This window comes from Ramlibacter aquaticus (genome assembly GCF_015159745.1).
Taxonomy (GTDB): Bacteria; Pseudomonadota; Gammaproteobacteria; order Burkholderiales; family Burkholderiaceae_C; genus Ramlibacter; species Ramlibacter aquaticus.
Map to the genome: position 1 here is coordinate 1 of NZ_JADDOJ010000035.1, position 19,844 is coordinate 19,844.

Below are 19,844 nucleotides of genomic sequence, written 5' to 3' on the forward strand. Positions count from 1 at the left end.
GCCCGCCCTGCCCCAGCGCGTACCACGTGCACGCGCCCACCTGCGGGCCGGCCCCCTGGGGGGGCGAGGCGCTGCGCAGCGTGTAGTCGCCGCGCGGATGCTTCAGGCCGTGGGCCAGGTCGAACCAGTCGGTGAAGTTGCCGATGCGAAACAGGTTGGTGCGGGCGATGCGCGTCATGATCTTGCGCCGCAGGTCCAGCACCGTCATCTCGTACTCGGGCTCGCCCGGCGCGTGCACGGCATAGACCTCCAGCGCATCGCCGGTGCGCCGCTTCAGCCGCAGGTCGCCGTCGCGCCAGGCCTGCACCTGCTGCGTGCGTCGCCCGTCGCGCGCGAGGAACTGCGCTTCGTAGTGCACGCTGGCCGGACGGCGCGTGTCGAAGACCTGCTCGAAGCGCAGCGAGGCCGGCGGGGCGGGGGCCGCCCCGGCCGCACCCGCCGCGAGGGCGGCCAGGCCCAGCGCGAGGACGCGCTTACTGGCGGACGGCTTTGGCATGGTCGAAGTAGCGGTAGGTCTTGCCGCCGACCGTGAGGTCCTTGACGGCGAGTTCGATGCTGTAGCTGCCCTGGGTGAGGGCCGTGTCGGCGGTGGCGCCGGTCGGGTCGGTGGGCAGTTCGAAGCGCAGGCCGGTGGCCGCGCTGGCAGGCTGCACCACCGAGGCCGTGACGGCGGGGGTGTCGGTGGCGGCCGGGCTGACCAGGGCCTCGTTCACGACGCGGCCGTCGGCCTGCGGCATGGACAGGCCCAGCAGCCAGGCCACGGTGGGCGCCAGGTCCACGTTGCCGGTGGGCGTGGCCAGGGCCGTGGCAGGCTTGAACGAGGGGCCGTTGGCGATCAGGGTGTTGTGCACGTCCGTGGTGCCGAAGCTGCCGTGCATGCCGCGCTGGCCGCCCAGGCTCTCGAACTCGATGCCGGGCATGCCCTGGATGCTGGTGGTGTCGTCCCAGTTGAAGCTCACCACCACGTCCGGCTGGCCGTTGTCGCGGCGCGTGGCGTTCTCCAGGTTGACCTGGCCCATGCTGAGCGTGCCGGGCAGCGTGCCGTAACGGCTGTCCACGAAGATGGCGCCGTACTCCTCGCGCTGCTGCAGGAACCTGACCAGGCTGGCCACCGTGGCGGCGTCGTGGCCGGGCACGTAGAAGTAGTCCGAGCCGCCGTTGGCCGCGACCACGATGCCGTTCGCCGGCAGGCTGCCGGGCGCCGGCACCTTGAAGCTGGCGACCGGGCTGGGCAGCGTGGCGCTGATCGCCTGGTAGGGCGCGTTGGCCTTGCCGCACAGCGTGCCGGCGGTGTCCACGGCCACGGGTACCGTGGGCTTGCCGTTCGCGTCCAGGCCGATCATGGCGGAGGTGCTGCAGCCGTTGCCGTCGAAGGCCTTGAAGCCGCGGTAGGTCAGCAGGTCGGCCGAGCGCACGTCGCCGGAGAAGGAGAAGCCGGTGGTGGAGACCGCGCCCACGGCGGCGTTGTCGCTGCCGCTGGTCGAGCCGTTCACCAGGCCGCCGCCGGGCAGCGTGGTGGCCGCGGTGATCGCACGCAGCGGGTACAGCGACAGCGGACCGGACACGCTGCTGTGGCCGTGGTCCGAGACGACGACGATGTTGGTGCTGGCGTCCATGCCGTTGGCACGCAGCGCGGCGATGAGCTCACCCAGCCGGGCGTCCTGCGAGCGCAGGCCGGCGAGCGCGTTCGGCGAACCGGGGCCGTAGCCGTGCTCCACGTTGTCCGGCGTGCGGAACCAGATCAGCGACAGCATGGGCTTCTTCTGCGGCAGGATGTACTGCGTGAAGGCCGCCATCATGTACTTGTTGGCGGCGTTCTCGGGCGCGCCCTGCGTCACGTCGCTGGAATCGCGCGCCGCGATCGCCGTCGTGCCCAGCGGGTCGAAGGCGGTCGTGTTGAAGGTTATGTAGCCGGCCTTGGCGGTGGGGTTGCCGTTGCTGGCCGAGAGCACCACGGTGTCCGTGCCCGAATAGGTCTTGGTGGTGTTGACCGGCAGCGCGATGTTGGCGTTCTGCAGCTCCGTCACCAGCGAGCGCGGCATCACCGTGTTCTCGTCCAGGAAGTAGCCGCCCTTGCCCAGGTCCTGGATGAAGGCGGCGCCGCTCTTGCCGATGGTGGCCGTGGGCAGGCCCGCGGCCTGGGCCGTCGCGAACAGCGATTTCACCAGCAGCAGCTGGCCGCCGTAGTAGTCGTTCAGCGTGGACAGCACCGCGTAGTCCTCGGTGAAGACCGGGTCCACGTAGTCCTGCGCGCTGCCGCTGGCGCCGTTGCCGGCGGGGATCGTGTTGCCGCTGCCCTGGGGCGGCGTCCAGAAAGTGTTGCCGTAGAAGCCGCTGGTCTTGGGGAAGGACCCGGTGGCGAAGGACGACCCGTTCATCATGGTGAAGGTCGGGTACGTGGAATGGTTGTCGGTGAAGTTGACGCCCGACTGGCGCAGGGCATACAAATTCGGCGTGTCGCTGGCGTTGACCGAATCGGGACGCAGGCCGTCCCAGACCATGATGATGGTGCGCGTGGGCGCGAGCGGCGCCGCGCTGGCCTGCGACACGATGCCCCCGCCCCCGCCGCCACAGGCCGACAGGCTCGCGGCAAGCGAGACCGCCAGGGCCGCTGAAACAAAGCTCTTCATTGGAGTTCTCCGTACGACTGCCCGGGCCCCGTGCCCGGTTGGGGCGAGGCTATGCAGCGTTCGTTTCAGCGGCGTGACAGTCGTGGGCGGCGGCCCGCCGACCCTGGGGCCTGGGCCGGGAGGTTCGGCAGCCGCTCAGCGGCCCGCGATCTGCGGCTGGCAATCGTGCTGCGGCGGCACGATGGTCCATTGCACCCAGGCGGTGCCGTGCTGCTTGCGCGCGTGCGGCACCTCCATGGCGCCGGCCTGCGCACCCAGGGGCAGCAGGGGCTGGGGCGACGTCACCAGCACCGCGCCGTCCTCGCGCAGCTGCGCCCGGTCGATCCAGGGCGACTTGTCGAAATCGATGTCCTCAAGCACCTGCGGGTACTGTCCGGAGTAGGCCGACACCAGCCCCGCGGTGAAGCCATCGCCGATCACGTAGCGCAGCGGACAGGCGCTGTGCGCGCGCCAGTCGCGAAGCACGGCCTCGGCCAGGCGGCTGGCCGGCATGAGGCGGTCGGCGCTGTGCGGCGCGGGCGCGTCCGGCTCGCTCTGGTGCACGTAATACGCCACCGAGCCCAGGGTGGAGACCGCGCTGATGGCCAGCGTCACGGCGATCGCATTGACCCGGCTGCGGTGCGCCACCAGCATGGCCAGCAGCAGGGGAACGAACTGCAGGGTGCCCACGCCCCAGTACTTGGCCGGCTTGACGCCGCCCACCAGCACGACCAGCACCAGCACGGCCGCCGACACCAGGATCAGCGTCCAGATCCAGCGCGGCGCATGGGCCGGCGGCTCACCCGCCGCGGGGCGTGGCGTGCCGGGCAGGAACGCCAGCAGCGCACAGGCCAGCAGCATCATGCCCATCATGCCGACCTGCGTCGCGAAGAACGCCGTCAGGGCATGCAGGCGCAGCGCAGGCGCCAGCACGGGCGCGCTGCCTTCCACGTAGTGCAAGGTGGGCCAGCCGTGCGCGGCCGCCCAGCCGACATGCGGCATGAAGACGAGGACGCCGGCCAGCGCGGCGGCCGCCGCATGCGCGAGGTTCCGCCGTTCCCGCAGCGCACCGACGCGCCAGGCCCCGGCCGCGACGGCGGCAATGGCGACCGCGGCCTGGTACTTGGCCAGCAGCGCGAACCCCGCCAGCACGCCGGCCAGCACCCAGTCCCTGCGCCGGCCGGTCTGCACGGCGCGCACCGCCGCCCAGGTGAAGGCACTCACGGTGAGCAGCAAGGTGGTGTTGTGGTTGTAGATCTGTGCCCGCCACGAGAACACGTGGTGCAGCGGCAGCATCAGGATCGCCAGCGCGGCGGCCTGCGGCGTGACCAGGCGCAGCGCCAGTTTCCACATGAACCACACGATGCCGGCGTTGCACAGCGCCGCCGCGAGATAGGGCGTCCACCAGGCGTCGCGCGTGAACAACGCCAGGCCGCCGAACAGCCAGGTGGTCAGCGGCGGGTGCTTCCAGTAGCCCCACTCCATGGAGTGCGCCCAGTTGAACTGCTCGATGCTGTCGGCAAACTGGCCGGGGTTGATCGCGCAGGCCACGGCGATCCACAGCCAGATGACGGCGATGGCGGCAAGCGGCGCCCAGCCCAGGTCGGAGGCGGTCGACCCGGTGGCGGCGGCGGCGGGGATGGCGTGGGTGGTTCCGGGCAAAGCCCGGCATGCTCGCACAGGCCCGCTGACCTTCGACTGACCTGCCGCGTGTGCGTTTGCTCCTGGCCCGCAGCGGCCTGACCCGGCGCGGGCTTTTCCCGCCCGGGACGATGGGCGCTAGCCGAAGCGCTGCTTGAGGAAGCCGATCACGTAGGGCGTGGCCGCGGCGGCGATGGAGGACGCCGTGGCCGGGTCCAGGCCGGCGCGCGCGGCCAGCGCCTCCGCGACGCGGCCGGTCATCACGCCCTCGCCACCGTCGACGATGGACTTGAAGAAGCCGTCGCCGCGCACCAGGCCGGCGGCCAGGCCGGCGAAGAAGCTCTTGCCCGCGTGGTCGCCCATGAGGCCGGCGCCGGCGTCCTCGGCATGCGCCTGCACGGCCTCGGTGGCGTGGCCCAGCAGCTGCTCGGCGTCGGGCGCGCTCACGCCCTGCGCGCCCAGCGCCTGCACCGCCTGAGCACCGTGCTCGGAGGCGAGGAATTCGGAAACGAGTTGCTGCACATCCATGCTGGCTCCCTGGGCCCGAGGGCCGACGCGCCACTATAGCCAGGGGCCGCGGGCTCGTCCGTAACGGCTTGCCACAGGGATGGGCAGGCCCGATGATCGGGTCCGCCGTTCAAGAGGACATCGCCATGCACCGCCGCCACTTCTGTTCCGCCACCTTCCCGGCCTTGGGCGCGCTGGCGATGGGTATCACGGGCCCGGCCCGGGCGTTCGACCTCGGGGACATCAGCAACGCCGAGGCAGGCCAGGGCCTGAAGGCCGCGCTGGAGCAAGGGGCCACCGTGGCCGTCAGCCTGCTGGGCAAGCCCGGGGGCTTCCTGGACAACCCGCAGGTCCACATTCCCTTGCCCGGCTTCCTGGGCGATGCCGCTCGGCTGCTCAAGACCCTGGGCCAGGGCCGGCAGATCGAGGAACTGGAAGTGGCGATGAACCGCGCGGCCGAGGCCGCCGTGCCCCTGGCCAAGGACCTGCTCGTGGGCGCAGCGCGTTCGCTCAGCGTGAGCGACGCCCGCAAGATCATCACCGGCGGGCCGACCTCGGTGACGAGCTACTTCGCCGAGAAGACGCGCGAACCGCTGGGCACGCGCTTCCTGCCCGTGGTGACCGCCTCGACGCGCAAGGTGGGGCTGGCCGAAAAATACAACCGGGTGGCCGGCAAGGCCGCCGGCCTGGGCCTGGTCGCCAAGGAAGACATGACCATCGAGCAGTACGTGACGCGCAAGTCGCTCGACGGGCTCTACTTCATGATCGGCGAAGAGGAAAAGAAGATCCGCCAGGACCCCGCCGGCGAAGGAAGCGCCATCCTCCGCAAGGTGTTCGGGGCCCTCAAATAGGCGCAGGCCGGCAGCGGCGCCGCCGGCCCGGGGTGCAACTTACTTGGACGCCTTGGCGTCGGCTTCGCACTTCTTCATGAACGAGGACTTCGCGGCACCGGCCAGGGGCTTGCCGTTCTTGTCCATGGCCTTGGTGGCGCAGGCGGAAGCCGCCGCACCACCGGCATCGGCCTCGCACTTCTTCATGAAGGAATTCTTGGCGGCGCCCGCCAGCGGCTTGCCGTCCTTGCCCATGGCCTTGGCAGCGCAACCGGTCGCGGCCGGTGCGGCATCCCCCGTCGCAGCGTTGGCGACCGGCGAAAAAAGAACAGCGGAAGCGAGCAGGCTTCCCAGGGCGCAGGCGATGAACTTGTTCATGTCGGGTCCTCTTCCTTTGCAGGTTGGTTGATGCCGGAACAGCTTAGCACGGCCCCGCGCGGCTTCATGCTCATCCGCAGGCTCAGCGCTACGGCCCCTTCGCGTCCTGCGCCTGCAAGGCGCTCAATTCATTCTCGATGAGCCGCTCGATGCTTTGCAGCATGGCCGGCCTGCCGCAGTGCTTCGCCTCGTCCCGCAGGCGCTGGAACACGGCGAGACGGGCGAAGATGCGTTGGCGTTCTTCGTAACGGCTGTCGGGCCGGCTGTCCGCGCGGCTGTCCTGCCATGGCGGCTGCCTGTCGCCCCGCCGCACACCTGATGAAGTGCCTCTCATGTGCAGCCGATGCTGGGCCCGGGGTTTCTTCCGCGGTGTAGGACACCGCTGAGACAGCCCGCGCCTGTTGCAGGCCGGCAACTCTGCAGCAGCCCACTCCTGACACGCCCTGTCCCGCGCGCACGCGACAGGCCTTCGGGCAGCCCGGCCATTACCATCCGAGCCGCACGCCGCGCACGGCAGCGGGCCCGCCAGGCCGCGCTTCGCGGCCAACGAAGGAGAGAGACGGCATGGAATTCGACGACGTGGTGCTCGGGCGCCGCAGCATCCGCGGCTACCTGGACAAACCGGTGCCCCAGGCGCTCATCCGCGAGGTGTTGGGCCTCGCCCTGCGTGCGCCCACCTCGTACAACACCCAGCCCTGGAACTTCTTCGTGGTCAGCGGCGCGGTGCTGGACCGCATACGCCGCGGCAACGTGGAACGCACGCTGGCCGGCGTGCCCGACTCGCGCGAGTTCCGCACCGGCCCCGACTACGCCGGCGCCCACCGGGAGCGGCAGATCGGCGTCGCCAAGCAGCTCTTCGCCGCCATGGGCATCGCCCGCGACGACAAGGCCGGCCGCCAGGACTGGGTGCTGCGCGGCTTCCGGCAATTCGACGCGCCGGTGTCCATCGTGGTCACCTACGACCGCGCCATCTACGGCAGCGACGTCGCGCCCTTCGACTGCGGCGGGGTGGTTAATGCGCTGGTGAACGCGGCCTGGTCGCGCGGGCTGGGCTGCGTGATCAACAGCCAGGGCATCATGCAATCGCCCGTGGTGCGCGCCGAAGCCGGCATCCCGGACGACCAGGTCATCCAGACCTGCGTGGCCATGGGCTGGCCGGACGACAGCTTTCCCGCCAACGCGGTGGTCTCGCATCGCAGGTCGGTGGACCAGGCGGCGGTGTTCGTCGGCTTCGACGACTGAGCGCGGCTGCAGGCGCAAGCCGCAAGCGCGGCCTGGCCGGCCCTAGCCCGGCGCGGCGGGCAGCTCGAAGGAGAACACCGAGCCCTGGCTGTCGCTGCGCGCCAGCACGATGTCGCTGCCGTGCAGTTGCAGGATGCGGCGCACGATGACCAGGCCCAGCCCGCCCGCGCGGCCGCCGGCCGTCGAGAACATGGGACGCACGAAGAGGCGCTCGGCCAGGGCCGGCGGGATGCCGGGGCCGGTGTCGCTCACGTCCACCCGCACGCGCTGCGACTGGGCGCACATGCGCACCTTGACTTCGCCGCCCTCGGGCGTGTGGCGGATCGCGTTGTCCAGCAGGTTCGTGAGCACGCGCTCCATCAGCCCCACGTCGGCCGTGATGGCGGGCACGCTGGCCGGGATGTCCGCCACCAGCCGCTGGTGCCGGCCCTGCGAGGCCAGCTCGAACTTCTGGAACACGTCCTGCAGCAGGTCCGGCATGGCGAAGGTCTCCATCTCGGGCTCCACCACGCCGTATTCGAGCCGGGCCAGGTCGAACAGCTCCTGCGCCAGCCGGCCCACCTTGCTGCTCTGGTCCAGCGCGATGAGCAGGTAGCGCCGCCGGTCGGCCTCGGACAGGCCGTCGGCCTTGACCAGCAGCGTCTCCAGGTAGCCGTGCAGCGAGGTGAGCGGCGTGCGCAGGTCGTGCGAGACGTTGGCGAAGAGCTCGCGCCGCTGCTGCTCCTGCGCGGTGAGCTGGCGCCACTGCTCGGCCAGGCGCTGCGTCATCTCCAGGAAGGCCTGCTGCAGCTCGTCGATCTCGCCGCCGCCGCCCTTCACCTGCGCGAGCAGGGGCGCGGCCTGCTGCAGGTTGGCGAGCCCGCGCGTGCGCACCTCGCGCACCGCGCCGGTCAGCACCTTGAGCGGCCGGGTGATGAGGCGGAAGGCCGCGAGCCCGGCGGCCAGCGCCAGCAGGGCGACCAGGCCCATGGACCAGAGCGCCGAGTTCAGCACCCGGCGCGAGGAGGAGTCCGCGTCCAGCCGCTCGCGCTCCTCGCCGAAGAGCACCACGTAGACGTAGCCCGCGGGCTGGCCGGCGATCTGCAGCGGCGCCGCGCTGAACACCTTGCGCCGGGCCGGGTTGCGCGGGTCATCGCCCAGCACGGGCAGCGGGTCGCCCGCCAGCAGGCGGTGCACCGGCGCGAGGTCCACCCGGTCCGCCTTCAGGTGGCCGGCTGGCGCGTCGTGCGCCAGGATGCGGCCCTCGGGCGACAGCAGGTAGACCTCCATGCTGGGGTTGACCGCCATCAGCTTGCCGAACAGGTCCTTCACCGCCGGTGCGTTGAGCGAGCCGCCCTGCATCAGCTCCGAGGTGCCGGCGATGTGCGAGGCCAGGCCCAGCGAAAGCCGCTGCGTCACCTCGTCCTGCTGCGCCACGCTCGAGCGCATCTGCAGCCAGAAGGAGGCGCCACAGCAGGCCAGCAGCAGGGCCGCGAACACGGCGCCCAGCTTCTGGTAGAGCGACCAGGTGCGCAGCATCAGCCAGCCTCCGCCTGCGTGGCGGCCGGGTCGGCCGTCATCTTGTAGCCACGGCCCCACACGGTGAGGATGCGCCTGGGCTCGGCGGCGTTGGCCTCCACCTTGGTGCGCAGCCGGTTGATGTGGGTGTTCACCGTGTGCTCGTAGCCGTCGTGCTGGTAGCCCCAGACCTCGTTGAGCAGGTCCAGGCGCGAGAACACCCGGCCAGGGTGGCGGGCGAAGAAGAGCAGCAGGTCGAATTCGCGCGGGGTGAGGTCCAGCGCGCGGCCGCCCACCTGCGCCACCCGGCCCAGCGGGTCGATGGACAGGTCGCCCAGCTCGATGCGGCCGGCTGCCGCGCCGGCCAGGCGCACCAGCGCGTCGGTGCGCCGCACCAGGGCGCGCACGCGGGCCACCAGCTCCAGCATGGAGAAGGGCTTGGCGAGGTAGTCGTCGGCCCCCAGCTCCAGGCCCAGGATGCGATGCACCTCGCTGGAGCGGGCGCTGATGATGATGATGGGCGTGTAGCGCGGCATGGCCCGCGCGCGGCGGCAGATCTCCAGCCCGTCCACGCCCGGCAGCATCACGTCCAGCACCACGGCGTCCCAGGTGCCACCCTGCAGCTCGCGCAGGCCGGCGTCGCCGTCGGCGGCGTGCGTGACCGCGAAGCCGTCGTCGCGCAGGTGCATGCGCAGCAGCTCCGCGATGTGCGGGTCGTCCTCGACGATCAGGATCTGGCGGGTGCGCTCCATGGCCGGAAGTATGCCGCCGCAGGGCCCCGGCAGTTATCACGATTAATTTAACTTTCGGTGATACATCCGCAAGGGGGCCCCCCGGACACTTGCGGCCATGAACAGACCCCCCGCCCCCACCAAGGCGATCCACCCGCTCTGGATGCGCCTGGCCCACTGGCTCAATGCCGTGGCCGTGCTGGTGCTGATCACCAGCGGCTGGCGCATCTACGACGCCGCGCCCTTCTTCGCGTTCCGCATCCCCGCCGGCATCACCCTGGGCGGCTGGCTGGGCGGCGCGCTGCAGTGGCACTTCGCCGCCATGTGGCTGCTGGCCGGCAACGGCCTGGCCTACCTGGCGCTCAACCTCGCCAGCGGCCGGCTGGTGCGCAAGTTCTTCCCGCTGACGCTGCGCGGCATCGCCCACGATGCGCTGGCGGCCCTGCGCGGCCGGCTCTCGCACGCCGACCCGCGCCACTACAACAACGTGCAGCGCGCGGCCTACCTCTTCGTGATGCTGGACATCACGCTGCTGGTGCTCTCGGGCCTGGTGCTGTGGAAGTCGGTGCAGTTCGCCGGCCTGCGCGAGCTGCTGGGTGGCTACGAGACGGCGCGCCGGGTGCACTTCCTCGCCATGGCCGCACTCACCGCTTTCATCGCCGTCCACCTCGTGATGGTGGCGCTCGTTCCCCGCACGCTGCTGGCCATGATCAGCGGCGGCCGCAGCCCGGAGGCAGCATGAAGATCGTCCGCACCGCATCGCCCACCCAGGTGGACGCCGAATACGCCCTGGCGGCGGCACGCAAGCTGCTGGCCCGCGGCGAGATCGCCCCGGAACGCCGCCGCTTCCTGCAGCGCACGCTGACGCTGGGCGGGCTCGCGCTGCTGGGCGGCTGCAGCCTCACCGACGACGACAGCGTGGACACGGCGCTGGAGAACATCTCGCGCCTGAACGACAAGGCGCAGGGGCTGCTGTTCGACCCGACCCGCCTGGCGCCCGTGTACCCCGAGTCCATGATCACGCGGCCCTTCCCCTTCAACGCCTATTACGGCGAGGACGAGGTGCGGGTGATCGAGGAAGCCGGCTACAAGCTGGAGGTCTCGGGCCTGGTCGCGGACAAGCGCAGCTGGACGCTGGCGGCGCTGCGCACCCTGCCGCAGCAGGACCAGGTGACGCGCCACATCTGCGTCGAAGGCTGGAGCGCGATCGGCAAGTGGGGCGGCGTGCCCTTCAAGACCTTCCTGGAGCGCATAGGCGCCGACAAGACCGCGCGCTACGTGGGCTTCAAGTGTGGCGACGACTACCACACCAGCATCGACATGGCGACCGCCCTGCACCCGCAGACGCTGCTGGCGCTCACCTACGACGGGCGGCCGCTGCCGCCGCGCTACGGCTTCCCCATGAAGCTGCGCATGCCCACCAAGCTGGGCTACAAGAACCCGAAACACATCATGGCCCTGTACGTGACCAACACGTACCCGGGCGGCTACTGGGAAGACCAGGGCTACAACTGGTTCGGCGGCAGTTGAAGACTCAACGCTGCGCGAAAAGCAAGGCAGGTGCGCATTCCGCCGCTGCCCTCATTCATCCACCACCTGAGGAAACATCACATGAACAAGTTCAGCACCGCCCTGGCCCTTTGCCTGGCTTTCGGCACCGTCTCCGCCATGGCCGCCGACGAGATGAGCAAGGACGCCATGGGGCATGACGCCATGACGAAGGACGCCATGACGAAGGACGCCATGGCGAAGGACGCGATGGGCAAGGACGCGATGGGCAAGGACGCCATGGGCAAGGGCACGATGGCCAAGGACGCGATGGGGAAGGACGCGATGCACAAGGATGCAATGGCGAAGGACGCCATGACCAAGGACGCCATGCACAAGGATGCGATGTCCAAGGACAAGATGGCCAAGGACGGCACGGCCAAGGACGCGGTGAAGTACTGAGCCCCAGGCGACCGACAGGAACCCACCATGGCCCTCTACCTGCTTGCATTCGTCGCCGGCGCCCTGACGCTGCTGGCGCCCTGCATCCTGCCGGTGCTGCCGTTCGTCTTCGCACGGGCGGACCAGCCCTTCGTGCGCGGCGGCCTGCCCGTGCTGGCCGGCATGGCCACCACCTTCGCCGCTGTCGGCAGCCTCGCGGCTGTCGCCGGGCACTGGGCGGTCCAGGCCAACCAGGCCGGCCGCGCCCTCGCCCTCGTGGTGCTGGCGGGCCTGGGCCTGTCGCTGCTGATGCCGCGGATCGCTTCGCGGCTGCTGCAGCCGGTGGCCGATCTCGGCCACCGTTTCGCCACGCGCACCGGCGGCCTGCCGCAGGGTGTGCTGGCCTCTTTTCTCACGGGCGTGGCCACCGGTTTCGTGTGGGCACCCTGTGCCGGCCCCATCCTGGGGCTGATCCTCACCGGCGCCGCCGTCCAGGGCCCCAGCGTGCACACCGCGCTGCTGCTGCTGGCCTACGGGGCTGGCGCCGCGACCTCGCTGGCCGTGGCCCTGCTCGCGGGCCGGCGCCTGATGGACGCCGTCAAGCCCTTCTTCGGCCGCATGGACGGTGCGCGCCGCGCGCTGGGCGCCGTGGTGCTGGCGGGCGTGGCCGTGGTCGCGCTGGGGCTGGACACGAGCCTGCTTGCCCAGCTGCCCGGCGCCGGCGGCCCCTCGCTCGAGGAGGGGCTGGTGAACCGCCTGGCGCCCCCGGCCCCGCCCGCCGCCGCGCAAGCGCCGTCCCTGATGCCGGCGCAGTTGAAGTCACGGCCCGCCCTGGTGCTGCCGGTCGAAGGCCCCATGCCTGAGCTGGCCGGGGCCGTGCAGTGGCTGAACTCCAAGCCGCTGGACGCGCAGGCCCTGCGCGGCAAGGTAGTGCTGGTGGATTTCTGGACCTTCGGCTGCGTCAACTGCCGCAACGCGCTGCCGTATGTGCGGCAGTGGGCGGCCAGGTACAAGGACCAGGGCCTGGTCGTGGTGGGCGTGCACGCGCCGGAGTTCGCCTTCGAGAAGGACATCGGCAACGTCAAGAAGGCCATCGCCGACCTGGGCGTGAACTTCCCGGTGGCCGTGGACAACAACTTCGCAATCTGGCGCGCCTTCGACAACCAGTACTGGCCGGCGCACTACTTCATCGATGCGCGGGGCAACATCCGCTTCCACCACTTCGGGGAGGGCGAGTACGAGAAGTCGGAGCAGGTGATCCAGCAGCTGCTGGAGGAGGCGAGGCGCTCGCAGGGGGCAGGTACCTGAGGTGAGGTACGGCCCAGGGTGAGCTTGGCGGAGCAGGAGGGATTCGAACCCTCGATACGGTGAAACCGTATACCGGATTTCGAGTCCGGCGCATTCGACCACTCTGCCACCGCTCCGCATTGATCGGTTTCGCGTGGTGCGAAGCCCTGCATTCTAGCCGATTGGCAAGGCACCTCTCCAGCCGCCCGGGCGCCCCGGCCAGCCCAGCGGCAAGAACGCGCCAGCGGCGCCCGCCCCAGGCTCAGGGCCGCAGCGCCTCGACCCCACCCATGTAGGGCCGCAGCACCTCGGGCACCGTGATGCTGCCGTCGGCGTTCTGGTAGTTCTCCAGCACCGCCACGAGCGTGCGGCCCACGGCCAGGCCGGAGCCGTTGAGCGTGTGGACCAGCTCGTTCCTGCCCTGCGCGTTCTTGAAGCGCGCCTGCAGGCGCCGCGCCTGGAAGGCTTCCATGTTGGACACCGAGCTGATCTCGCGGAAGGTGTCCTGCGCCGGCAGCCACACCTCCAGGTCGTGCGTGCGCGCCGCGCCGAAGCCCATGTCGCCGGTGCACAGCAGCATCACCCGGTACGGCAGGCCCAGCTTCTGCAGGATGGCCTCGGCATGGCCGGTCATCTGCTCCAGCGCCTCGTGGCTCTTCTCGGGATGCGTGATCTGCACCATCTCGACCTTGTCGAACTGGTGCTGGCGGATCATGCCGCGAGTGTCGCGCCCGCCGCTGCCCGCCTCCGAGCGGAAGCAGGGCGTGTGCGCGGTCAGGCGCAGGGGCAGCTGCGCCTCCTCGAGGATCTCGTCGCGCACGAAGTTGGTCAGCGTCACTTCGCTCGTGGGGATGAGGTAGAGCTTCTGGCCGCCCTCCTCCTCGCCGAAGCCCTCCTGGCCGCCCTTGGTGGCGGCGAACAGGTCTTCCTCGAACTTGGGCAGCTGGCCGGTGCCGCGCAGCGTGGCCTCGTTGACGATGTAGGGCGTGTAGCACTCGGTGTAGCCGTGCTCCCCGGTCTGCACGTCGAGCATGAACTGCGCGAGCGCGCGGTGCAGGCGCGCGACGGGGCCGCGCATCACGGTGAAGCGCGAGCCGCTCAGCTTGACGCCGGTCTCGAAGTCCAGCCCCAGGCGCTCGCCCAGGTCCACGTGGTCCTTGACCGGGAAGTCGAAGCGGCGCGGCGTGCCCCAGCGGCGCAGCTCCTGGTTGCCGGATTCGTCGGCGCCCACGGGCACGCTTTCGTGCGGCAGGTTGGGCACGGCCAGCAGCAGGGCCTGCATCTCGGGCTGGATCTGCTCCAGCCGCGCGGCCGAAGCCTCGAGCTCGGTCTTGATCGCCGCCACCTGCTCCATCACGGCTTCCACGCTCTCGCCCTTGGACTTGAGCTGGCCGATCTGCTTGGACAGGCTGTTGCGCTGCGCCTGCAGCTCCTCGGTGCGGGTCTGGATGGACTTGCGCTCGCTCTCCAGCGCGGTGAAGGCGGCCACGTCCAGGAAGGCCTGCGGCTTCTTGCGGGTTTCGAGGCGCGCAACCACGGAGGCGAGGTCGCGGCGAAGGAGCTGGATGTCGAGCATGCGCCGATTTTACGGGCGCCCGCCCGCGCCCCGGCCGTGCGGCTCAGCCCGCATGGGCCACCGGCAGGTCGTCCCAGCTGGTGGTGTAGTGCGGCGTGCGCCACTGCTGCTTCATGGTCCAGCTGCGCGCCTCGCCGCCCAGGCCCGCGCTGGCCACCTGCAGCGTGCCGCGGCCCCAGCGGTCGTTGATCTGGTCCAGGGCCTGGGCCAGGCGCTCGCGCGGCCGCCCGCCGGGCTCGGCCTCCAGGGCCAGCTCGCCTTGCTGCACGGCAGCGTCCTGCAAGTCCAGCAGGATGACGCCGGCCTTGTGGATGCGAAAGCCCGGCTTCCACACCTGGCGCAGGCCGCGCAGCGCCGCCTGCACGATGGGCCCGGTCTCAGCGCTGGGGCGGCGCAGCGGCACGGTGGCCGCGCGCGAGTACTGCTTCTCCCAGCGCCGGAAGGGGTTGGTGTGGATGAAGGTCAGCACCTGTGCCGCCGCGCTGCCGTCCTCGCGCAGCTTGAAGGCGGCCCGGCTCGCGTACTCGCTCACGGCCTCCTCCAGGGGAGCCAGCGTGTCCACCGCGACGCCGAAGGCCCGCGTGCACGAGACCTCCTTGCGCGGCCCGGGCTGGTCGTCCAGCGCAACGCAGGGCTGGCCCTGCAGCTCGCGCACGGTGCGCTCGACCACCACGCTCCAGCGCCGCCGCGCCAGGGCCGGGTCCAGCGCACGCAGCTGGAGCACGTTGGCCACGCCCGCCTCGCGCAGCTGGGCGCCCAGCCGCCGGCCTATGCCCCAGACCTCGCCCACGTCCGTCAGGGCCAGCAGGGCGTCCAGGTCCGAAGGCGGCAGGGTCCCCAGGTCGCACACGCCCGCCAGCCCGGCCGGGTAGCTGTGGCCGGGGCGGCGCTCGGCGTCCTTGGCGATGTGGTTGGCCAGCTTGGCCAGCGTCTTGGTCGGCGCGATGCCCACGCAGCTGGGCACGCCTATCCATTGGTGGATGCGCTCGCGCAGGCGCTGCGCGCGGGCCCGCAGGTCGCCGCGCAGGCCGCCCAGGTCGACGAAGCACTCGTCGATGGAATAGATCTCCTGCGCCGGGCCCAGGCCGGCGGCGAGCGACATCATGCGGCTGCTCATGTCGCCGTACAGCGTGAAGTTGGCCGAGAGCGCGACCACCCCGGCGTCGCCCAGGCGCTGGCGCACCTGGTGCCAGGGCTCGGCCATGGCGATGCCCAGGGCCTTGGCCTCGTTGCTGCGCGCGATGGCACAGCCGTCGTTGTTGGACAGCACGATCACGGGCCGCCCACGCAGGCTGGGGCGGAAGACCCGCTCGCAGCTGACGTAGAAGTTGTTGCCGTCCAGCAAGGCGTACACGCCGGGCCCCCTCCTGCCGCCGGGCTCAGCGCAAGCGCTTGATCGCGCAGGTCACCACGCCCACGACCACCAGCGTCTGCCCCTCGCGCTCGAAGACGATGTCGGGGAAGGTGGCGTCGGCGGCCTTCAGCCGCACCTTGCCGCCGCGCTGGTGCAGGTATTTCACGGTGAAGTCGTTGTCCACCTCGGCCACGACGATGTCGCCGTGCACCGGCTGCAGCGCGCGGTTCACCACCAGGATGTCGCCGTCGGTGATGCCGGCCCCGACCATGGAGGTGCCGCGCACGCGCCAGAAGAAGGTGGCCTGGGGGTGCGTGATCAGCAGTTCGTTCAGGTCGTGCCGCTTGACGGCGAAATCGTCGGCCGGCGAGGGGAAGCCGGCGCGGATCGTCCCCTGCACCATGGGCAGCGGAAGCACCGGCCCAGGAACGAAGGCCCATGCGCCTTTCGAAGCACTACTGTTCACCCATCCAGTATATCGCCGGGCACGCCCCGGCGGGGCTCAGGCGAGCGTGGCCGGGTCCAGGTTGGCGCCGCAGAGAATGATGCACGGCCGTGTGGCCTGCACGCGACCCTCGGCCAGCGCGGCCAGGCCCAGCGCCGCCGCGGGCTCGACCGCCAGGTGAAAGTCCTTCCACAGCCGCTGCTGGGCCGCGCGGATGGCCGCGTCCGGCAGCAGCAGCGATTCGGGCACCCAGCGCTGCGTGATGTCCCAGGCCAGGGCGCCGATGCGGCGCGCGCCCAGCGAATCCGCCGCCAGCCCGCCCACGGCCACGTCCACGGGCGCTCCCGCGGCGCGGGCCGCATGCAGGGTGGGCGCACCCTCGGGCTCCAGGGCGATCACGCGGCTGCGGTCCTGGAACCAGCTGGCCACGCCCCCGATGAGGCCGCCGCCGCCCACGCTCACCAGCACGGCGTCGGGCACGCCGCCGCCCTGGGCTTCGATCTCCTGCGCCAGCGTGCCCGCGCCGGTGACCACCTCCGGCTGGTCGTAGGCATGGGTCAGCAGCGCGCCCGTCGCGCGCTGGCGGTCCAGGCAGGCCTGCAGCGCGTCGGCGTAGGCCTCGCCCGTCACCACCACCTCGGCGCCCAGCTCGCGCAGCCGGGCCTGCTTGGCCGGGCTGCTGACCACGGGCACGAAGACCTCGCAGCGCACGCCAAGCTCGCGCGCGGCCGCTGCCGTGGCGATGCCGGCGTTGCCGCCCGAGGCGACGATCACGCCAGGGGCCGGGATGGGCTGCGAGAGCAGGCGCATGAGCATGCCGCGCGCCTTGAAGCTGCCGGCCGTCTGCAGGTGCTCCAGCTTGAGCCAGACCTGTTCGCAGTCCAGGCCCAGGGCCCGGCCGGGCAGCTGCCACAGGGGCGTGCGGCGTATGAAGTGCGGAAACTCTCGCGCGAAGCGCTGGCCCGCCGCCGCGATCGCGTCAGGCGTCAAGCTTGAGGCCCTTGGGCAGCGGGAACTTCACCGTCTCCTCGATGCCCTGCATGCGCTGCACGGCCACCGCACCCAGCGCGCGGATGCGGTCGATCACTGCCTGCACCAGGATCTCGGGCGCCGAGGCACCGGCCGTCAGCCCCACGCGGCCACGGCCCTCCAGCCATTCGGGCTGCAGGTCGGCGGCGCTGTCCACCATGTGGCTGGGCACGCCCAGCTTGCGCGAGAGTTCGGCCAGGCGGTTGCTGTTGGAGCTGGTGGGGCTGCCCACCACGATCACCACGTCCACCTGGCGCGCCAGCAGCTTGACCGCGTCCTGGCGGTTCTGCGTGGCATAGCAGATGTCCTGCTGCTTGGGCTCGCGGATCTTGGGAAAGCGCGCGCGCACCGCGGCGCTGATCTCGGCCGCGTCGTCCACGGAGAGCGTGGTCTGCGTCACGACGGCGAGCTTGTCCTCCTGCGCGGGCTTCACGTGGGCCACGTCGGCGACATCTTCCACCAGGTGGATCCCGGAATCGAGCTGGCCCATGGTGCCCTCGACCTCGGGGTGACCCTTGTGGCCGATCATGATGAACTCGTAGCCCTCGCGCGCGAGCTTGGCCACCTCCACGTGCACCTTGGTGACCAGCGGGCAGGTGGCGTCGAACACGTTGAAGCCGCGCGCGGCCGCCTCCTCCTGCACGGCACGGCTGACGCCGTGGGCCGAGAAGACCAGCGTCGCGCCCGGCGGCACGTCGGCCAGGTCCTCGATGAAGATGGCGCCCTTGGATTTCAGGTCGTTCACCACGTAGGTGTTGTGCACGATCTCGTGGCGCACGTAGATGGGCGCGCCGAATTTCTGCAGCGCGCGCTCCACGATCTCGATGGCCCGGTCGACGCCTGCGCAAAAGCCTCGCGGCTCGGCCAGAAGGATGTTCACGGCGCTGCTCACAGGACGCCGATGACCTGGACTTCGAAGCTCACCGGCTGGCCCGCCAGTGGGTGGTTGAAGTCGAACAGCACCGCGTCCGGCTTCCCGTCGGCGCCGGCGGCGACCTGGCAGACCGCGCCGGCATAGGTGGAGAGGCCGTCCGGCGTGGGGAACTGCACCACGTCGCCGACCTCGTACTTCTCGTCCGGGTCGCCCATCTGGACGAGCAGCTTGCGCGCGACCCACTGCATCATGTCCGGGTTCCGGTCGCCGAAGGCCTCGCCCGCAGGGATCTCGAAGGTGGCGCGCGTGCCCTCCTCCAGGCCGACCAGGCGCTGCTCCATCGCGGGCGACAGCTCGCCGCTGCCCAGCGTCAGCGTGGCGGGCTTGTCGCTGAAGGTGTTGATGATGTCGCCGCCCGGCCCCGAGAGGCGGTAGTGCAGCGTGAGAAAGGATCCTGGCTGGATCCTGGGCGCGGGTGTGGCCATGGAAGTCCCGATAAACTGCCTCCATTGTAGAAACTCCATGCCCCTGCACGATGTCCCGGTGGATTCCCGGCCGCGCGAGAAGCTCCTGGCACGCGGCGCCGCCGCCCTCAGCGACACCGAGCTGCTCGCCCTGCTGCTGCGCACCGGCACGGCCGGTCGGGGCGTGATGCAGATGGCCGGGGAACTGCTGCAAGGCTTCGGCGGCATCGCCGGCCTGCTGCACGCCACGGCGGGCAGCCTGCAGGCCTTCAAGGGCCTGGGCGGCAGCGCCAAGCGCGCCCAGCTGCTGGCCGTGCTCGAGCTGGCACGGCGCGCGCTGGCCCAGCAGCTGGCCGAGCGCCCGCTTATGGACAGCCCGCAGGCCGCGCGCGACTACATCCAGCTGCAGCTCGGCCGCCGGCCGCACGAGGTGTTCGCCGTCATGTTCCTGGACGCCCAGCACCGGCTGCTGACTCTGGAGGAGATGTTCCGCGGCACGCTGTCGCAGACCAGCGTCTACCCCCGCGAGGTGGTGCAGCGTGCGCTGCAGCTGGGCGCCGCGGCCGTGGTGCTGGCGCACAACCATCCCAGCGGGGCGGTGCAGCCCTCGCGCGCCGACGAGGCGCTGACGAAGTCGCTGCAGGCGGCACTGGCCTTGGTGGACGTGCGCGTGCTGGACCACGTGGTGGTCGGGCCGGGCCAGTCGCTGTCGATGGCGGAGCAGGGCCTGCTGTGAAGGCACGCTCGCTGCAGGACCTGGAAGCCATGCGCCGCCGCCTGGCCGAGCAGCAGCGCCTTGCCGCCGCCGAGCAGAAGGCGCGCGAGGAGGCCGAGCGTCGCGCCCATGCCGAGCGCAACCTGTTCCAGCGCGCCGCCGGGGACGTGCAGCCCCTGCGCGTGCCACCGCGCGTGCTGCTGGCCACCGAGCCACCCGCGCCCATCGCGGTGCAGCGCCAGCTCGACGACCAGCGCGTGCTGCACGAGGCCCTGTCGGACGAGTTCGATGCCACCACCCTGCTGGACATCGACGAGGCCCTGAGCTTCCGCCGGCCCGGCGTGGGCGTGGACGTGACGCGCAAGCTGCGACGCGGCGGCTGGAGCATCCAGGGCGAGATCGACCTGCACGGCCTGCGCCGCGACGAGGCCCGCGAGGCGCTGGGCGGCTTCCTGCGCGAGGCCGGCAAGCGCGGCTGGCGCTGCGTGCGCGTGGTGCACGGCAAAGGCCTGGGCTCGCCGGGCAAGACGCCGGTGCTCAAGGGCAAGGTGCACGGCTGGCTGATGCAGAAGGACCAGGTCATCGCCTTCGTTCAGGCGCGCGCCGACGAGGGCGGTGCAGGCGCGGTGGTGGTGCTGCTGCGGCCGTCGGTGGCGGTGGGCGCCTAGCCGGGGGTTCTCGAACTCGGGGGCTCGAGGGCGGCTGGACTGCGCCCGGAGCTGCTGGATTGCTTCAC

The 19,844-nt window shown here is 71.1% G+C and carries 22 protein-coding genes and 1 tRNA gene; 8 read left to right on the forward strand and 15 right to left on the reverse strand.

Annotated elements, in window-relative coordinates:
* From IM725_RS10210 to IM725_RS10225, 4 genes are all read right to left on the reverse strand, one after another.
* Positions 1-496 (reverse strand): hypothetical protein (locus IM725_RS10210; RefSeq protein WP_193780483.1); only part of this gene is annotated, 496 nt, incomplete at its 3' end.
* Positions 474-2,630 (reverse strand): alkaline phosphatase family protein, encoded by a 2,157-nt coding sequence (locus IM725_RS10215; protein ID WP_193780484.1) that lies wholly within the window; start codon positions 2,628-2,630, stop codon positions 474-476. The genes IM725_RS10215 and IM725_RS10210, both read right to left, overlap by 23 nt.
* A gap of 135 nt (positions 2,631-2,765) precedes the next feature.
* Positions 2,766-4,271 (reverse strand): glycosyltransferase family 39 protein, encoded by a 1,506-nt coding sequence (locus tag IM725_RS10220; RefSeq protein ID WP_193780485.1) that lies wholly within the window; start codon positions 4,269-4,271, stop codon positions 2,766-2,768.
* Positions 4,272-4,388: 117 nt separating this feature from the next.
* Complete coding sequence (locus tag IM725_RS10225; protein ID WP_193780486.1) at positions 4,389-4,778, reverse strand: hypothetical protein; 390 nt, start codon at positions 4,776-4,778, stop codon at positions 4,389-4,391.
* Positions 4,779-4,903: 125 nt separating this feature from the next.
* Here IM725_RS10225 and IM725_RS10230 point away from each other — a divergent pair, with 125 nt between their 5' ends.
* A complete protein-coding gene (locus IM725_RS10230) occupies positions 4,904-5,608 on the forward strand; it encodes a DUF4197 domain-containing protein (protein ID WP_193780487.1) in 705 nt (234 codons plus the stop codon).
* Positions 5,609-5,647: 39 nt separating this feature from the next.
* Here IM725_RS10230 and IM725_RS10235 read toward each other — a convergent pair whose 3' ends face one another.
* Positions 5,648-5,965: a hypothetical protein gene (locus tag IM725_RS10235; RefSeq protein WP_193780488.1), complete on the reverse strand. Its 318-nt coding sequence runs from the start codon at positions 5,963-5,965 to the stop codon at positions 5,648-5,650.
* Positions 5,966-6,053: 88 nt separating this feature from the next.
* Entirely contained in the window at positions 6,054-6,299 is a 246-nt protein-coding gene (locus IM725_RS10240) for a hypothetical protein (RefSeq protein ID WP_193780489.1), read from the reverse strand.
* Between the two features lie 230 nt (positions 6,300-6,529).
* Between IM725_RS10240 and IM725_RS10245 the strand changes: the two genes are divergently transcribed.
* Complete coding sequence (locus IM725_RS10245; protein ID WP_193780490.1) at positions 6,530-7,207, forward strand: nitroreductase; 678 nt, start codon at positions 6,530-6,532, stop codon at positions 7,205-7,207.
* Between the two features lie 42 nt (positions 7,208-7,249).
* Here the strand turns inward: IM725_RS10245 and IM725_RS10250 are convergent, their stop codons facing one another.
* Together IM725_RS10250 and IM725_RS10255 are read right to left on the reverse strand one after the other, a co-directional pair.
* Positions 7,250-8,725, reverse strand: coding sequence for a sensor histidine kinase (locus tag IM725_RS10250; RefSeq protein WP_193780491.1), 1,476 nt, complete (start codon positions 8,723-8,725; stop codon positions 7,250-7,252).
* On the reverse strand, positions 8,725-9,456 hold the full coding sequence (locus IM725_RS10255) for a response regulator transcription factor (RefSeq protein WP_193780492.1): 732 nt from the start codon (positions 9,454-9,456) through the stop codon (positions 8,725-8,727). Before IM725_RS10255 ends, IM725_RS10250 begins: the two co-directional genes overlap by 1 nt.
* A 97-nt stretch (positions 9,457-9,553) precedes the next feature.
* Here IM725_RS10255 and IM725_RS10260 point away from each other — a divergent pair, with 97 nt between their 5' ends.
* The 4 genes from IM725_RS10260 (at position 9,554) to IM725_RS10275 (ending at position 12,672) form a co-directional block, all read left to right on the forward strand.
* On the forward strand, positions 9,554-10,177 hold the full coding sequence (locus IM725_RS10260; protein ID WP_193780493.1) for a cytochrome b/b6 domain-containing protein: 624 nt from the start codon (positions 9,554-9,556) through the stop codon (positions 10,175-10,177).
* Positions 10,174-10,965 carry a molybdopterin-dependent oxidoreductase gene (locus IM725_RS10265; protein ID WP_193780494.1) on the forward strand — a complete coding sequence of 264 codons (792 nt, stop codon included), beginning with the start codon at positions 10,174-10,176 and terminating at the stop codon, positions 10,963-10,965. The genes IM725_RS10260 and IM725_RS10265 overlap by 4 nt, the downstream gene beginning before the upstream one ends.
* An 81-nt stretch (positions 10,966-11,046) precedes the next feature.
* Entirely contained in the window at positions 11,047-11,385 is a 339-nt protein-coding gene (locus tag IM725_RS10270) for a pentapeptide MXKDX repeat protein (protein ID WP_193780495.1), read from the forward strand.
* 27 nt (positions 11,386-11,412) lie between these two features.
* Positions 11,413-12,672, forward strand: a complete 1,260-nt coding sequence (locus IM725_RS10275; protein WP_193780496.1) for a cytochrome c biogenesis protein DipZ — start codon at positions 11,413-11,415, stop codon at positions 12,670-12,672.
* Positions 12,673-12,697: 25 nt separating this feature from the next.
* Here IM725_RS10275 and IM725_RS10280 read toward each other — a convergent pair.
* The 7 genes from IM725_RS10280 to IM725_RS10310 all read right to left on the reverse strand — a co-directional run bounded on the left by IM725_RS10280 (position 12,698) and on the right by IM725_RS10310 (position 18,414).
* Positions 12,698-12,788, reverse strand: a tRNA-Ser gene (locus IM725_RS10280).
* A 125-nt stretch (positions 12,789-12,913) separates the two neighbouring features.
* Entirely contained in the window at positions 12,914-14,227 is a 1,314-nt protein-coding gene (serS, locus tag IM725_RS10285; protein ID WP_193780497.1) for a serine--tRNA ligase, read from the reverse strand.
* Positions 14,228-14,270: 43 nt separating this feature from the next.
* Positions 14,271-15,581 (reverse strand): Y-family DNA polymerase, encoded by a 1,311-nt coding sequence (locus tag IM725_RS10290; RefSeq protein ID WP_193780498.1) that lies wholly within the window; start codon positions 15,579-15,581, stop codon positions 14,271-14,273.
* 25 nt (positions 15,582-15,606) lie between these two features.
* A complete protein-coding gene (locus tag IM725_RS10295) occupies positions 15,607-15,999 on the reverse strand; it encodes a LexA family protein (RefSeq protein ID WP_321576201.1) in 393 nt (130 codons plus the stop codon).
* An 84-nt stretch (positions 16,000-16,083) separates the two neighbouring features.
* Complete coding sequence (locus tag IM725_RS10300; protein WP_193780499.1) at positions 16,084-17,016, reverse strand: threonine/serine dehydratase; 933 nt, start codon at positions 17,014-17,016, stop codon at positions 16,084-16,086.
* Positions 17,006-17,935 (reverse strand): 4-hydroxy-3-methylbut-2-enyl diphosphate reductase, encoded by a 930-nt coding sequence (gene ispH / locus IM725_RS10305; protein ID WP_287066426.1) that lies wholly within the window; start codon positions 17,933-17,935, stop codon positions 17,006-17,008. Before ispH ends, IM725_RS10300 begins: the two co-directional genes overlap by 11 nt.
* A gap of 8 nt (positions 17,936-17,943) precedes the next feature.
* Positions 17,944-18,414, reverse strand: coding sequence for an FKBP-type peptidyl-prolyl cis-trans isomerase (locus IM725_RS10310; protein WP_193780501.1), 471 nt, complete (start codon positions 18,412-18,414; stop codon positions 17,944-17,946).
* Between the two features lie 37 nt (positions 18,415-18,451).
* Between IM725_RS10310 and radC the strand changes: the two genes are divergently transcribed.
* Positions 18,452-19,129 carry a RadC family protein gene (gene radC, locus IM725_RS10315; protein WP_193780502.1) on the forward strand — a complete coding sequence of 226 codons (678 nt, stop codon included), beginning with the start codon at positions 18,452-18,454 and terminating at the stop codon, positions 19,127-19,129.
* Positions 19,126-19,776, forward strand: coding sequence for a Smr/MutS family protein (locus IM725_RS10320; RefSeq protein ID WP_407692517.1), 651 nt, complete (start codon positions 19,126-19,128; stop codon positions 19,774-19,776). Before radC ends, IM725_RS10320 begins: the two co-directional genes overlap by 4 nt.
* Positions 19,777-19,844: the final 68 nt, after the last annotated feature.

Excerpts from the sequence above, each read along its gene's own strand:
- IM725_RS10235 (WP_193780488.1), bottom strand. The coding sequence starts at position 5,965 with ATGAACAAGTTCATCGCCTGCGCCCTGGGAAGCCTGCTCGCTTCCGCT.
- IM725_RS10240 (WP_193780489.1), bottom strand. The coding sequence starts at position 6,299 with ATGAGAGGCACTTCATCAGGTGTGCGGCGGGGCGACAGGCAGCCGCCA.
- IM725_RS10265 (WP_193780494.1), top strand. The coding sequence starts at position 10,174 with ATGAAGATCGTCCGCACCGCATCGCCCACCCAGGTGGACGCCGAATAC.
- IM725_RS10260 (WP_193780493.1), top strand. The coding sequence starts at position 9,554 with ATGAACAGACCCCCCGCCCCCACCAAGGCGATCCACCCGCTCTGGATG.
- radC (WP_193780502.1), top strand. The coding sequence starts at position 18,452 with ATGCCCCTGCACGATGTCCCGGTGGATTCCCGGCCGCGCGAGAAGCTC.
- IM725_RS10275 (WP_193780496.1), top strand. The coding sequence starts at position 11,413 with ATGGCCCTCTACCTGCTTGCATTCGTCGCCGGCGCCCTGACGCTGCTG.
- IM725_RS10250 (WP_193780491.1), bottom strand. The coding sequence starts at position 8,725 with ATGCTGCGCACCTGGTCGCTCTACCAGAAGCTGGGCGCCGTGTTCGCG.
- IM725_RS10215 (WP_193780484.1), bottom strand. The coding sequence starts at position 2,630 with ATGAAGAGCTTTGTTTCAGCGGCCCTGGCGGTCTCGCTTGCCGCGAGC.
- serS (WP_193780497.1), bottom strand. The coding sequence starts at position 14,227 with ATGCTCGACATCCAGCTCCTTCGCCGCGACCTCGCCTCCGTGGTTGCG.
- IM725_RS10255 (WP_193780492.1), bottom strand. The coding sequence starts at position 9,456 with ATGGAGCGCACCCGCCAGATCCTGATCGTCGAGGACGACCCGCACATC.
- IM725_RS10230 (WP_193780487.1), top strand. The coding sequence starts at position 4,904 with ATGCACCGCCGCCACTTCTGTTCCGCCACCTTCCCGGCCTTGGGCGCG.
- IM725_RS10225 (WP_193780486.1), bottom strand. The coding sequence starts at position 4,778 with ATGGATGTGCAGCAACTCGTTTCCGAATTCCTCGCCTCCGAGCACGGT.
- IM725_RS10245 (WP_193780490.1), top strand. The coding sequence starts at position 6,530 with ATGGAATTCGACGACGTGGTGCTCGGGCGCCGCAGCATCCGCGGCTAC.
- IM725_RS10310 (WP_193780501.1), bottom strand. The coding sequence starts at position 18,414 with ATGGCCACACCCGCGCCCAGGATCCAGCCAGGATCCTTTCTCACGCTG.
- IM725_RS10270 (WP_193780495.1), top strand. The coding sequence starts at position 11,047 with ATGAACAAGTTCAGCACCGCCCTGGCCCTTTGCCTGGCTTTCGGCACC.